The organism is Ruegeria sp. CL3 (genome assembly GCF_056536505.1).
The window spans coordinates 121,719-135,208 of the sequence record NZ_JBQFPT010000003.1; the positions used below are offsets into that span (position 1 = coordinate 121,719).

The following is a 13,490-nucleotide window of genomic DNA, read 5'->3' on the forward strand; positions in this document are numbered from 1 at the left end:
TTTTGTTATGTAACCAATGCGCCCGAGAGATAGCGACGTGATGCGTCGCTTTCTGGGGCATCCAGAACCTGTTTGGCAGGTCCGTGTTCCACCACACGCCCGCCCTGCATCATGACAATATCCGCAGCCAACCGCCGCGCCTGTCCGATATCATGTGTCACCATAACGATCCGCACCCCACGCGCCGAGGCTCGCAGGATCATACGTTCAATCATCTGCACAGCGCTTGGGTCCAGTGCGCTGGTCGGCTCATCCAGAAACAGGGTTTCGGGGGTCATCGCCAATGCCCGCAGGATCGCCAGCCGTTGCGCCTCCCCACCCGACAAAGACCGCGCAGGCTGGCGGGCTTTGCCCTCAAGGCCCCCTTCGGCCAACAGCTCGGCAATCCGAAGTTTGCGCGCGCGACGCGCCAGCCCCTGCCGTTTTAGCACGAAGTCCAGATTGGCGGACACCGATCGGCGCAGAAGAACGGGCTGCTGGAACACCATCGCCTGCCGCGCTGTATGAGAGGCATTCAGCGGAGCACCATCCTGCACAACCTGTCCCTGATCTGGTGAGATCAACCCATGCAGACACCGCAAGAGCAGGCTTTTGCCCGCCCCGTTTGGACCCAGCAACAGTGTTGGCCCCGGCCCGTCCAGCGTCAGCTCGGCCACATCCAACAAGGCCTGCCCATTGCGCCGGATGACCAGATCACGGACCTGCAGGGACCGCGTCATCTCGAAGGTCAGATCACGCATGGCGCAACCCCTCTCGTTCGGCGCGGAGGCTGGCAGCGCTGACCATGGCGTTCACAGCCACCGCGATACCGATCAGGATCGTACCCAGCGCCAGCGCCAAAGCCAGGTTCCCTTTCGAAGTCTCGAGCGCAATTGTCGTCGTCATGACCCGCGTTACGTGATTGATGTTGCCGCCAACGATGATCACGGCGCCCACTTCGGCAATGGCACGTCCGAACCCGGCCAGAAGCGCGGTGATCAAAGCCAAGCGCGCATCCCACAACAACACCGGAACCGAGGCCAAACGCGACACTCCAAGTGAACGGAGTTGTTCTGAATACTCCTCGGCCAGCATCTCGACCACTTGCCGGGTCAGTGCGGCGATGATGGGCGTGACCAAAACCACCTGCGCGATGATCATGGCGGTGGGCGTATAGAGCAGCTCCAATACCCCCAAAGGCCCCGAACGGGACAGCATAAGATAGACCAACAGGCCGACCACCACCGGTGGAAAGCCCATCAAAGCATTCATCAGTACGATCAACGCGCGGCGACCGGGAAAGCGCGCCACGGCCAGCGCTGCCCCAACGGGCATCCCGATCAGGGCCGAGATCAGCACCGCGAACACGGATACTTTCAGAGACAGAAAGACAATCGCCCACAGCTCTGCATCTCCATTGAGGATGAGAGAGAGGGCGTGACTGAATTCCTCTGCAAATCCTTGCATTTTATCCTTTTAAGCGAGACCAGATGGATGATTTGCGTTAATTTACAAGGAAATACTACTATAGATTCACCAAAAGTACATACACGAAACCGACAGTCAGAATAGAAAACGCGGCCCCGTTTTGGGACCGCGTCTTTGCGTCAGAAATGCCTGACTGGTTTAGTTCAGCGCTGCGTCGGTCACCTGATGTGTCCATGCACCTTCCGGCTTCGCGGTGATGACCGGATCGGATCCACCTGCCAACAGTGTACTTACCGTACGCTCAAAATCAGCCGGGTCCAGCGCCCCGTTCGATCCTGCGGTCAGTTTAGCAATCTCGCCCATCATGCGTTTCTGATGCTCTTCGGTCTGCGCACCAGTAGCGTCATTGTCGAGAACGATCAGAGCGGCCTCATCCGGGTTCTCTTCGGCATATTTCCAACCTTTCATCGAGGCCCGCACAAAGCGCTGCATTTTCTCAACAAAGGCTTCGTCGCTCAGGTTCTCTTCCAGCACGTAAAGACCATCTTCCAGCGTTGCCACGCCCTGATCTTCGTACTTGAAGGTCACCAGCTCATCCGGATTCACGCCTGCATCAATGACCTGCCAGTATTCATTGTAGGTCATGGTGCTGATGCAATCAGCCTGACGCTGCAGCAGAGGATCCACGTTGAAGCCTTGCTTCAGCACCTCTACACCGTTTTCAGCCTTACCGCCTGTGTCGATGCCCAGCTGGCTCATCCAGCTCATAAACGGGAATTCGTTTCCAAAGAACCAAACGCCGAGAGTGCGGTTCTTCAGATCTTCGGGCGAGGAAATCCCCGCATCCTTCCAGCAGGTCAGCATCATGCCTGAGCTTTTGAAAGGCTGAGCGATATTGACCAGCGGCAAGCCTTTTTCCCGTGCGGCCAGTGCGGCCGGCATCCATTCGACGGTCACATCCGCACCGCCACCCGCGATCACCTGAGTGGGCGCGATATCGGGACCGCCCGGCAGGATAGTGACGTCCAGATCTTCTTCCTTGTAGAACCCCTTGTCCTTCGCGACGTAGTAGCCTGCAAACTGCGCCTGCGTGACCCATTTGAGCTGCAACGTTACCTCATCGGCGGCCAGTGATGCACTGGCGGCCAGGCTAAAGGCGGCAACCGCCCCGCTGAGTAGCTTTTTCATCTTCATCTTCTCCTTGTTACGAATTGCGCCCCGTTTTCGGGGTCTGGTTGGTCTTGTTATCTGCGTTGTGAGGGGTGCCAAAAGGTTACCATTTTTTCGAGCCCTGCCACCAAAGCATAGAACACTGTTCCAGCGACTGCCGCCACTGCGATTTCTGCCCAGACGAGGTCGATCGACAGGCTGCCCACCCCGGTAGAAATCCGAAAGCCCATACCGCGCGTAGGTGAGCCGAAATATTCGGCGACGATCGCTCCGATCAGCGCCAATGTGGTGGCGATCTTGAGGCCATTGAATATGAACGGCATGGCCGCAGGCAGGCGCAGCTTGATCAGCGTTTGCGTGTAGCTGGCCGCATAGGTCCGCATAAGGTCGCGCTGCATCGCATCCGCCTCACGCAGACCTTGCACCGTATTCACAAGGATCGGGAAGAACACCATCACCACAACCACCGCCGCCTTGGAGTGCCAGTCGAACCCGAACCAGCTGACCAGAATAGGCGCGATTCCAACGATAGGCAGCGCCGCCACAAAGTTGCCGATGGGCAGCAACCCTCGGGTCAGAAAGACGGACCGGTCGATCAGAACAGCCGTTAGAAAAGCGGCGGTAGCTCCGATTGCAAACCCGGTGAAAGCGCCTTTGAACACGGTCTGTTTGAAGTCCTGCCACAGAATATCGGTCGAGTTCACAAAGGTCTGCGCCACCATCGACGGCGGCGGCAGGATCACGGGTGAGACGCCCATCCCTTGCACCAGCCCTTCCCACAGGATCAGCAGCGTGACACCAAAGAGCACGGGCACAAAGACGCGCACGCCTTTGGAGTCCCGGTAGATCGACCGCGCCAGCCACGCGTTTAGCCACCAGGCACCGGCCCAGAAGACGAGGGAAAAGATCAACCAGCTCATGCGCTCATCCCCATGCGTTTCAGGGTAACTCGCTGCAGAATATCCAGCAAAGTCACCAGAATACCCGCCAGAATGGCCGCCGCGAACAAGGCCGCCCAAATGGCCAAAGGCGTGCCGAATTGATCGCCGATCAAAATGCGCGCGCCGAGGCCCGAAATTGCTCCGGTGGGAAGTTCACCCACAATCGTCCCGACCAAGGCCGCCGCAATGCCCACCTTCAGCGACGTAAAGAGATATGGCACCGAGGACGGCAGGCGCAGTTTCAGAAACGCCTGCAACCCGGTGGCGTTGTAGGTCTGAAGCAAATCCAGCTGCGAAACGGCCGGCGAGCGCAGCCCTTTAACCATCCCGACCAGCACAGGGAAATAGCATAGGTAAGCCGAGATAATCGCCTTGGGCACCCCACGCCCTTCGATCCCCAACTGAGAACTCAGGACGATGATCATGGGAGCCAGTGCCACGATCGGCACCGTCTGGCTGATGATGGCCCACGGCATCAGGCTCATATCCACAACACGGGAATAGACGATGGCCACGGCCCCTAGGATGCCAACCGCCGTGCCCAGTACAAATCCCCAGAGGGTGGATTGCAGCGTGATCCACCCGTGATAGATCAATGAGCGTTTCGACATTGCCCGCCCTCGCATCACCATTTCGCCGGTGGTTTTCCAAAGCTCTTGCCCGACTTGAACGGGCGTTGGCAGGCGCGGCCGGTCCAGCTCATAACCACCTGCGATATGCGACGGGTTCTGCACCATCAGAACCCAAACCGAAACCTGCTGACGGTCCCTCGACGTCTCGGGCGTCACAGTTTCCCCTGCACGTTCCGCCTGATCAAGCGAGACACGAACATTCATTGGTGCAACGGCCAGATACCACAGGATCGCAATGGCCAGCAGCACAGTCAGAACCGATAAGACCTGCTTCATGCGTGCCACTCCATCCGGTAGACCGGCACGGTGTCCGGGGGCACGGGAGGCTCTTCGCTTGTTACCTCGAACCCTTCGCGATTATAGAACCGTTGCGCCGCCGTGTTCGGCGTGTGTGTCGTAAGCCAAAGAAACGCGCGTCCCTCTTTGGCCTTGTCGACAAAGCGCTTGCCGATGCCCTGACCGGTCCGTCTGCAATAAAGCGCACCGATCTTCTGCTCATTCGGGTCTACGGACATATAGCAATCGACCGGGTTACCGGTGACCCAGACCTCACGATGATCGAACGCCTCTTCAATCAAGGCTGTCAGTTGTTCAACCGGCAGTTCTTCCGGCATCCAATCCGTCTGGCAGGCCCAATCATGGATCACTTGGGCACAGGCCGGCACGTCCTGCAACGTGGCGCGCCTGATCATATCCGAAGCCCCATCAGTCATCATAGGAATGCCCCGCCCGCAGGCCGTCCCGCACCCGGTGTGCAACTTCTATAAACTCCGGCGTATCGCGGATATCCAAGGGCCGCTCCTTGGGTAGAGGGCTGTCGATCACATCCGTAATCCGCCCGGGCCGAGGGCTCATCACCACGATCTTAGTGCTGAGATACACCGCCTCGGGGATCGAGTGCGTCACAAAGCCAATCGTCTTCTCCGTACGCGCCCAGAGCGCCAGAAGCTGCTCGTTGAGGTGATCGCGCACGATCTCGTCCAACGCACCAAATGGTTCGTCCATCAGCAGGATATCCGCGTCAAAAGCCAAAGCCCGCGCGATACTGGCCCGCTGCTGCATACCACCCGACAGTTGCCACGGAAATTTCCCACCAAATCCAGCAAGATCAACGAGTTCGAGAACTTTGTTCACGCGCTCTTCCTGCTCGGACGCGGAATAGCCCATGATCTCAAGCGGCAGCTTGATGTTCTTGGAAATGGTCCGCCACGGATACAGACCCGCCGCCTGAAACACATAGCCATAGGCCCGCTTGCGCCGCGCCTCATCCGGGGTCATGCCGTTGACGGTCAACGTACCGCCCGTCGGGGTCTCCAAAGCCGCGATGCAGCGCAGAAAGGTGGTCTTGCCGCAGCCCGAAGGGCCGATAAAGCTGACAAAGTCGCCTTTGTCGATCGTCAGGTTCACATCTTTCAGCGCGTGAACCGGGCCGTCATTCGTCTGGAAGGTGAGATCCAGCTGCCTTGCCTCGATCACAGGCTGGGTCGTAGAGTCAGTGTTCATTCCATAGCCTTGAAAAATTTGATTGCGGGCCGCCCGACAAGCGGCCCGAATGCGTCAGACACCCGTCGCCGGAATACCCGTCCGCTCTACCGGGCGCGGGGCGGTCAGTTCTTTCCAGGTGCTCAGCGCTTTGTTCACATGGGTGTTGGCCTCGCGCGCCACGAATTTCCCGTGCCCTTCCTGCGTCTGGATATCACCATCATGCACGGCAACCGCGCCACGAGTCAGCGTGAAACGCGGCAACCCGCGCACTTCCTTGCCCTCGAACACGTTGTAGTCGATCGAAGACTGCTGCGTTTCGGCCGAAATCACCTTGGCCTTGTCCGGATCCCACACTACCAGATCAGCATCTGCACCAACCAGAACGGCACCCTTTTTCGGATAGCAATTCAATATCTTGGCGATGTTTGTTGAAGTTACTGCCACGAACTCGTTCGGCGTCAAACGCCCGGTATTCACCCCATAGGTCCAGAGCATCGGCATCCGATCCTCCAACCCTCCGGTCCCGTTCGGGATCTTGGTGAAATCCCCGACGCCATAGCGTTTCTGCTCGGTCGTAAAGGCGCAATGGTCCGTGGCGACCACGCTCAACGTACCCGATTGCAGACCGTTCCACAGGCTATCCTGATGCTGCTTGTTCCGGAACGGAGGGCTCATGACCCGCCGCGCCGCATGTTCCCAATCGTGGTGGAAATACTCGCTCTCATCCAAGGTCAGGTGCTGGATCAGAGGTTCTCCCCACACGCGCTTGCCCTGCATCTTTGCGCGCCGAATGGCCTCATGTGCTTCTTCGCAGGAGGTGTGCACCACGTACAAAGGCACACCAGCCATATCGGCAATCATGATCGCGCGGTTGGTCGCTTCTCCTTCGACCTGCGGCGGACGGGAATAGGCGTGTGCCTCGGGGCCAGTATTGCCCTCGGCCAGGAGTTTGGCGCTCAGCTCAGCTACTACGTCACCGTTCTCGGCATGCACCATCGCGGTGCCGCCCAACTCGGCCAGACGTTTGAACGAGGCAAACAACTCATCGTCATTTACCATTAAAGCGCCTTTATAGGCCATGAAATGCTTGAACGTGTTGATGCCACGCGTCTCGATCACCGTCTTGATGTCATCAAACACCTGCTCACCCCACCAGGTCACCGCCATGTGGAAAGAGTAGTCACAATTCGCCCGCGTCGACTTGTTGTCCCAACGCTTGAGCGCGTCCAGCAAGCTCTCGCCCGGATTGGGCAGCGCGAAATCCACAACCATCGTGGTGCCACCTGCCAGGGCCGCGCGCGTGCCGCTTTCGAAATCGTCGCTGGAATAGGTCCCCATAAACGGCATCTCGAGATGCGTGTGCGGGTCGATCCCACCGGGCATCACGTAGCACCCCGAGGCGTCCAGCTCTTTGTCGCCGCGCAGGTCCGGCCCAATCTCGGTGATCACACCGCCCTCAACTTTCACATCCGCCTTATAGGTCAGATCAGCGGTTACGATGGTCCCGTTCTTGATGACAGTACTCATTTCAAACTCCCTGTTGCGGTCTGCGCCGCTTGCTTCATCTGGCTAAAAATATCCCGGGGGAGTCGCCCTTTGGGCGACGGGGGCAGCGCCCCCTATTCCACGATCTCCGCCGTCTCAACGACCGCATGCAGCAAAACATCCGCCCCGGCAGCCGCCCAGTCCTTGCTGATCTCTTCAGCCTCGTTGTGGCTCAGGCCATCTACGCAGGGGCACATCACCATCGCGGTCGGCGCGACCCGGTTGATCCAGCAGGCATCGTGACCGGCTCCCGAGATGATGTCCGTATGGGAATACCCCAGCCGCTCTGCCGCGTCGCGCACGGCGGCCACGCAGCCCTCATCGAATTTGACCGGATCGAAACCACCGACCTTTTCGAATTCAATCTGCAGGCCCATTTCGTTCACGATATCCTCGGCCGCCACACGCAAGCGGTTTTCCATATCAGTGATAACATCCAACTCGGGTGAGCGGAAATCGACCGTGAACACCACCTTGCCCGGAATCACATTGCGAGAGTTCGGATACACGTCAATATGCCCTGCAGCCCCCACCGCATGCGGCGCATGGGACCACGCAATCTCATCCACTTTCTCAAGAATACGCGCCATCGCCAGACCCGCATTCTTGCGCATCGGCATCGGGGTTGAACCGGTATGGGCATCCTTGCCGGTCACCGTGATCTGGGTCCAACTTAGCCCCTGACCGTGGGTGACGACGCCGATGTCCTTACTCTCGGCCTCCAGTATCGGCCCTTGTTCGATATGCAATTCAAAGAAGGCATGCATCTTGCGTGCGCCGACCTCTTCCTCGCCGCGCCAGCCGATGCGCTGCAATTCATCGCCGAATTTTTTGCCCTCGGCATCCTCGCGGTCATAGGCCCAATCCTGCGTGTGCATCCCGGCAAACACGCCCGACGATAGCATCGCAGGGGCGTAGCGCGTGCCCTCTTCATTTGTCCAGTTGGTCGCCACGATCGGATGTTTGGTTTTGATCCCCAGATCGTTCAGCGTGCGGATGATCTCCAAACCGCCAAGCACCCCTAGAACCCCGTCGTATTTCCCGCCGGTCGGCTGTGTGTCCAGGTGAGAACCAACATAGACTGGCAGCGCGTCCGGGTCCGTGCCTTCACGCCGCGCGAACATGTTGCCCATCTGATCCAAGCCCATGGAACAGCCCGCATCCTCGCACCAGCTTTGGAACAGCGCGCGCCCTTCGGCGTCTTCATCGGTCAGCGTCTGTCGGTTGTTGCCGCCCGCAACGCCGGGGCCGATCTTGGCCATCTCCATCAGGCTGTCCCACAACCTGTCGCCATTGATCCTGAGATTCTGCGCCGGAGCTGCCATAGTCTTCTTCCCTGTTGCTTGCGAGTTTGCTCGCTTTTGGTGTCTTGATTTGACCAACTGGTCAAACTCACGCTATCACGGGTTCGACATCAGTCAAGAAATTGCGCGCCATCGCTGGAGTTTTCAGCAAAATCCCCTATGAAATGGCGCAAAAACAGACACGTTGGATACATGCCGAAAGACCGCGCACCCACCAGAATACAAAAGAAAAATCGCGCTGCGATTCTGGAAGCCGCGCTCGAAGTCTTTTCGACCCACGGGTTTCGCGGGGCAACCGTGGATCAGATTGCATCCGCTGCCGGGCTGAGCAAACCAAACCTGCTCTATTACTACCGCAGCAAAGACGCGATTTATGCCGCCCTGCTCGAGCGTCTTCTGGACACTTGGCTAGACCCGATGCGTGCTATCGATCCCGATGGCGATCCTCTGAGCGAGCTGTTGGGATATATCCACCGCAAACTGGAAATGAGCCGCGACTACCCGCGTGAAAGCCGCCTGTTTGCCAATGAGATCATTCGCGGCGCTCCACATATCTATGACGTGCTGTCCACAGATCTGAAAGCGCTGGTCGATGAAACCTCGACCCTGATCCGCCGCTGGATGGCCGAGGGGCATATCGCCGAAGTGAACCCCTATCACCTGATCTTCTCGATCTGGTCTTTGACCCAGCATTACGCGGATTTCGACGTCCAGATTCGCGCTGTTCTGGGCGAGGATGACGCCGATCCCTTCCCCGAGGCGAAAATCTATCTTGATCAGGTGTTCACGCGCCTTCTGACACGGTAGCCGCTATTTCGCAGGTTTCAGCGCCAGAATACGGCGCAAAAGCACAATCACCATGGCGATCAGAATGGTCAGGTCGCCCATGGTTTTGACCGTGTTGATCTTGGGTACTTTTCCGGCATCCTTGACGATCGCGGTATACATTTTCGGCTGCTGCACCCCAGCCATGTGATCCTTGGCCGAAGCCTTCACGTAGGCGTCAAAATTCTGTAGCGCCTTGACCTTTTTGACCACCTGTCCAAGGAACCGCTGATCCAGCTGACGCTCTTCCTTCAACTTCGCCATCATCTCTTCGAGAGAGCGTTTCAGCTTCTCAAGACTGTCCATATCACGTTTGATCTGCTTCTGATGTTGGAGGAAATTCTTGGCGGCCATCGCATCACGTTGCTTGGCCTTGGAAAGGGCAACGTTCTTTTTGGACGTGTCACGGTCAAGCTTGGTGACCTTGTTGCCGCCCTTGTTCCGGCCCGGTGGTGCCGCTGGCATGACATTCTCCTTTGATCCTGTCTGTCAGCGGCAGTGTAGCACCGAACCGGTGTTTTAGGGATGAAGGTTTCCCTTACTCCGCCGCTTTCGCCATCGGATTGTTCGGATGCGAGGTCCAGTTGGCATAGTCCGGCTGCACGGTCTTGCCTGTGCGTGGATCGACCTCACCTGCTGCCATCGGCTCCATCGTGATGCAGCCTTCGATCGGGCAGACATCGACGCAGAGGTTACAGGCAACGCATTCGTCATCCATCACCTCAAACACGCGATCATCAGACATCGAGATCGCCTGATGGCTGGTATCCTCACAAGCAGCATAGCACCGGCCGCATTTGATACACTGATCCTGATCGATCTTGGCCTTCGCCACATAGTTCAGGTTCAGATACTGCCAGTCGGTGACATTCGGCACCGCCCGACCAATGACCTGGTCGACGCTGGTATAGCCCTTCTCATCCATCCATTCGGACAAACCCGCCGTCAGCTCATCAATGATCTTGAACCCGTAGGTCATCGCAGCGGTACACACTTGCACATTGCCACAACCCAGCGAGATAAACTCGGCCGCGTCACGCCAGGTAGTCACGCCACCAATGCCGGAGATGGGCATACCATGAGTGGCCTCAGCCCGCGCGATTTCGGACACCATCGACAGGGCAATTGGCTTGACCGCCGGGCCGCAATAGCCGCCATGGCTGCCTTTGCCATCAATCGAGGGCTCGGGGCTGAACGTATCCAGATTGACGCTGGTGATCGAGTTGATCGTGTTGATCAGCGACACCGCATCTGCGCCACCATTCCGCGCTGCCGCCGCAGGTTTGCGGATATCGGTGATATTCGGCGTCAGCTTCACTATGACCGGGCGGTCATAGTATTTCTTGCACCAACGGGTCACCATTTCGATATATTCCGGCACCTGCCCCACGGCAGACCCCATGCCCCGCTCGCTCATGCCATGCGGGCAGCCGAAGTTCAGCTCAATCCCGTCCGCGCCTGTCTCGGCGACGCGTGGCAGGATGGCTTTCCACGCCTCCTCCTCGCAGGGCACCATGATCGAGGCGATCAGCGCGCGATCCGGGTAGTCCGCCTTGACCCGCGCCATTTCCTCAAGGTTCACCTCCAGCGGGCGGTCGGTGATCAACTCGATGTTGTTCAGACCCAGCAGCCGCCGATCAGCACCATAGATCGCGCCGTAGCGCGGCCCGTTCACATTCACGACCGGAGGGCCCTCGGCCCCCAACGTTTTCCACACAACACCACCCCATCCGGCCTCGAACGCGCGGCGGACGTTGTATTCCTTGTCCGTCGGCGGCGCAGAGGCCAGCCAATAGGGGTTGGGGCTGGAAATGCCCAGAAAGATTGTCGTCAGATCGGCCATGGCTTCTCCCTTCCCGGCTCAGCCGGTTTTTTTGAATATCATTTCAGTCGGGCGAATGCGCCCGGCCTTTAGGTTTGTTACGTAGTTTTGGAACTTCTCAGGTGCCGTCTCGCCCATCATCAGGTGGATGCCCAATGCGGGCGGGCCGCTTTCGGCCATGCGCGCAAAGGCTTCCTCGAAGAACGCGAGTGCGAACTCGGTACGGTCCGTCTCAGTCACCAGTTCCAGGCCCGCAGCGCTTGCGGCATCGCGGTAGACATCGGGCGCGTGGACGAAGGACGTCTCGGCCACGGTGGACCATGGCAGAGGAAACGCCAACGGCTCAGCCGCCTCACCGCCCATCACGTCGAACAAGGCAAAAGTTCCGCCTGTCGCCAAAGCCCGAGAGACTTCGGCGAACAATCCCGCCTTGTCTTCGATGTTCATGCCAACATGAAACATCACGGCCAGATCGAACCCAGCATCGGCAACAGGCATATCGAGGGCGCTGCCGACCAGAAACTCCGACTTGTCGGAATGACCAACAAGATCGCTGAGCGTCTTGGCCGTTTCAACAAACTCAGGCGTCAGGTCGACGCCTGTGACCGTCGAGTCATACCGATCCACGATATAACGCGATGTCCCGCCAATACCGCAGCCAACATCCAGCACACGCGTTGCGTGGGTGGGTGAGAGCTGAGCGAACAAGTTATCGGTCGCCTTCACACCACCCGTATGAAACTCGTCCCCGGCCTTGAGGTCGGCAACGGTGGCTGCATCCGGGTCAATACCACTGGCCTCAAGCGCCGCGCGGACGCGTTCGGTCAGGGCACCGGTTGTGTAATGTTGGGCAACAGCTTGTTCGATCTGGGACATGACGATACCTCAGCAGCAATAAAAATGGGGTGAATACCCCACCTTATCACGAAACGAGCGTTGCGTGGATGTCCATCGCCGCGTCCCGGCCCTCGGCCACGGCTGTCACGGTCAGGTCCTCGCCACCTGCGGCGCAATCACCACCCGCCCAGACACCATCCAGAGAGGTTCGCCCTGCCCCGGTGACAGCGATCTTGTTACCGTCCAGCGCCAGACCTTCGGGCGCGCCTTCCAGGGTCTGACCAATGGCCTTGAGGACTTGATCAGCCGGAAGCCGGATCATCTCACCCGTCCCTTCAAGCCTGCCGTCCCGAGAGGTTGTGTATTCCAGTTCGATATCGACCGCAGAGCCATTGCCGTAGACGGCGACCGGCTGCACATTCGTCAGGATCCTCACCCCATGCGAGGCGGCGAGGTCCTGTTCGTACCGGCTGGCACCCATCGCATCGCGACCACGGCGATAGGCAATCGTGACATGCTCAGCGCCCAGCAGTTTTGACTTCACGGCAGCGTCCACCGCTGTCATGCCTCCGCCGATCACGACCACATTCCGCCCGACCGGCAAGTGGGCCAGATCTTCCGCCTGACGCACATCCGAAATGAATTCCACAGCAGCCCGCACACCGTCCTTTTCGGTGCCTTGCGCTCGCAACGCATTCACACCCGCCAGACCGATCGACAGGAACACGGCATCATAGTTCTCGACCAACCCGTCCAGCGAAATCGTATCGCCCAGAACCGAGCCCGTCTCGATCGCAATGCCACCAATTTTCAGAAGCCAATCCACTTCGGCCTGAGCGAAGTCATTGGTCGATTTGTAGGCTGCAATCCCGTATTCGTTCAGACCGCCGGGTTTCGGCTTGGACTCGTGAATAACCACGTCATGCCCCAGCATTGCCAGACGGTGCGCACAGGCAAGACCAGCTGGCCCTGCCCCAATCACGGCAACCGTTTTGCCGGTAGGCGCGGCGCGTTCGAAGGGGTGATCACCCGCTTCCATAACGGTATCAGTCGAATAGCGCTGCAAGCGACCGATTTCGACCGGTTTGCCTTCGGCGGCTTCGCGAACGCAAGCTTCCTCGCACAAAGTCTCGGTCGGACAAACGCGGGCACACATACCACCTAGAATGTTTTGCTCGAGAATCGTGCGACCCGCTGCTTGCGGCTGACCAGCCTGGATCTGGCGAATGAACAACGGAATATCGATATCCGTCGGACAAGCCGTCACACACGGCGCGTCATAGCAGAAATAACAGCGATCTGCCGCCACGGCGGCCTCATGCGGGGCCAAAGGCGGATGCAGATCGGTAAAATTCGAGGTCAGCTCATCGCTGGAAAGCCGCCCTGGGACAATCCCGGGTGCCATCTGGCCCTGTGCCATCACTCTACTCCCTGTAGATATGTTTGTTGTGAGGCTCAGCTTGCCACAATCTGATTTTTTATCAATTGGTAAATTTTATCATTCGGTCAAAAAATGAAAAAT

The 13,490-nt window shown here is 58.4% G+C and carries 14 protein-coding genes; 1 reads left to right on the forward strand and 13 read right to left on the reverse strand.

All coding sequences use genetic code 11. The features are described from left to right. Positions 1 to 5: 5 nt before the first annotated feature. The 9 genes from ACR0NO_RS04990 to ACR0NO_RS05030 form a co-directional block, all read right to left on the reverse strand. Entirely contained in the window at positions 6 to 740 is a 735-nt protein-coding gene (locus ACR0NO_RS04990) for an ATP-binding cassette domain-containing protein (protein WP_480723180.1), read from the reverse strand. Continuing rightward, positions 733 to 1,446 (reverse strand): ABC transporter permease, encoded by a 714-nt coding sequence (locus ACR0NO_RS04995; RefSeq protein WP_480723181.1) that lies wholly within the window; start codon positions 1,444 to 1,446, stop codon positions 733 to 735. The genes ACR0NO_RS04990 and ACR0NO_RS04995 overlap by 8 nt, the downstream gene beginning before the upstream one ends. A 159-nt stretch (positions 1,447 to 1,605) precedes the next feature. Beyond that, positions 1,606 to 2,595 (reverse strand): ABC transporter substrate-binding protein, encoded by a 990-nt coding sequence (locus ACR0NO_RS05000; RefSeq protein ID WP_480723182.1) that lies wholly within the window; start codon positions 2,593 to 2,595, stop codon positions 1,606 to 1,608. Between the two features lie 56 nt (positions 2,596 to 2,651). Then, positions 2,652 to 3,497, reverse strand: coding sequence for an ABC transporter permease (locus ACR0NO_RS05005; protein WP_480723183.1), 846 nt, complete (start codon positions 3,495 to 3,497; stop codon positions 2,652 to 2,654). Beyond that, positions 3,494 to 4,426 carry an ABC transporter permease gene (locus ACR0NO_RS05010; protein ID WP_480723184.1) on the reverse strand — a complete coding sequence of 311 codons (933 nt, stop codon included), beginning with the start codon at positions 4,424 to 4,426 and terminating at the stop codon, positions 3,494 to 3,496. The genes ACR0NO_RS05005 and ACR0NO_RS05010 overlap by 4 nt, the downstream gene beginning before the upstream one ends. Beyond that, positions 4,423 to 4,866: an N-acetyltransferase family protein gene (locus ACR0NO_RS05015; protein WP_480554576.1), complete on the reverse strand. Its 444-nt coding sequence runs from the start codon at positions 4,864 to 4,866 to the stop codon at positions 4,423 to 4,425. The genes ACR0NO_RS05010 and ACR0NO_RS05015 overlap by 4 nt, the downstream gene beginning before the upstream one ends. Beyond that, on the reverse strand, positions 4,856 to 5,653 hold the full coding sequence (locus tag ACR0NO_RS05020) for an ABC transporter ATP-binding protein (RefSeq protein WP_170376555.1): 798 nt from the start codon (positions 5,651 to 5,653) through the stop codon (positions 4,856 to 4,858). The genes ACR0NO_RS05015 and ACR0NO_RS05020 overlap by 11 nt, the downstream gene beginning before the upstream one ends. A gap of 54 nt (positions 5,654 to 5,707) precedes the next feature. Beyond that, entirely contained in the window at positions 5,708 to 7,162 is a 1,455-nt protein-coding gene (gene hydA / locus ACR0NO_RS05025; RefSeq protein WP_480723185.1) for a dihydropyrimidinase, read from the reverse strand. Positions 7,163 to 7,254: 92 nt separating this feature from the next. After that, positions 7,255 to 8,505, reverse strand: coding sequence for a Zn-dependent hydrolase (locus tag ACR0NO_RS05030; RefSeq protein ID WP_480723186.1), 1,251 nt, complete (start codon positions 8,503 to 8,505; stop codon positions 7,255 to 7,257). Between the two features lie 171 nt (positions 8,506 to 8,676). Here ACR0NO_RS05030 and ACR0NO_RS05035 point away from each other — a divergent pair, with 171 nt between their 5' ends. Further along, the gene (locus ACR0NO_RS05035) at positions 8,677 to 9,291 is read left to right on the forward strand and encodes a TetR family transcriptional regulator C-terminal domain-containing protein (protein WP_480723187.1); all 615 of its coding nucleotides are present in this window, start codon (positions 8,677 to 8,679) and stop codon (positions 9,289 to 9,291) included. Positions 9,292 to 9,294: 3 nt separating this feature from the next. Here the strand turns inward: ACR0NO_RS05035 and ACR0NO_RS05040 are convergent, their stop codons facing one another. The 4 genes from ACR0NO_RS05040 to ACR0NO_RS05055 form a co-directional block, all read right to left on the reverse strand. After that, entirely contained in the window at positions 9,295 to 9,774 is a 480-nt protein-coding gene (locus tag ACR0NO_RS05040) for a hypothetical protein (protein WP_480723188.1), read from the reverse strand. 73 nt (positions 9,775 to 9,847) lie between these two features. Continuing rightward, entirely contained in the window at positions 9,848 to 11,152 is a 1,305-nt protein-coding gene (preA, locus tag ACR0NO_RS05045) for an NAD-dependent dihydropyrimidine dehydrogenase subunit PreA (protein ID WP_480723189.1), read from the reverse strand. Positions 11,153 to 11,170: 18 nt separating this feature from the next. Beyond that, the gene (locus ACR0NO_RS05050) at positions 11,171 to 12,007 is read right to left on the reverse strand and encodes a class I SAM-dependent methyltransferase (protein WP_480723190.1); all 837 of its coding nucleotides are present in this window, start codon (positions 12,005 to 12,007) and stop codon (positions 11,171 to 11,173) included. 46 nt (positions 12,008 to 12,053) lie between these two features. Next, positions 12,054 to 13,388, reverse strand: a complete 1,335-nt coding sequence (locus ACR0NO_RS05055) for an NAD(P)-dependent oxidoreductase (protein WP_480723191.1) — start codon at positions 13,386 to 13,388, stop codon at positions 12,054 to 12,056. Positions 13,389 to 13,490 lie beyond the last annotated feature (102 nt).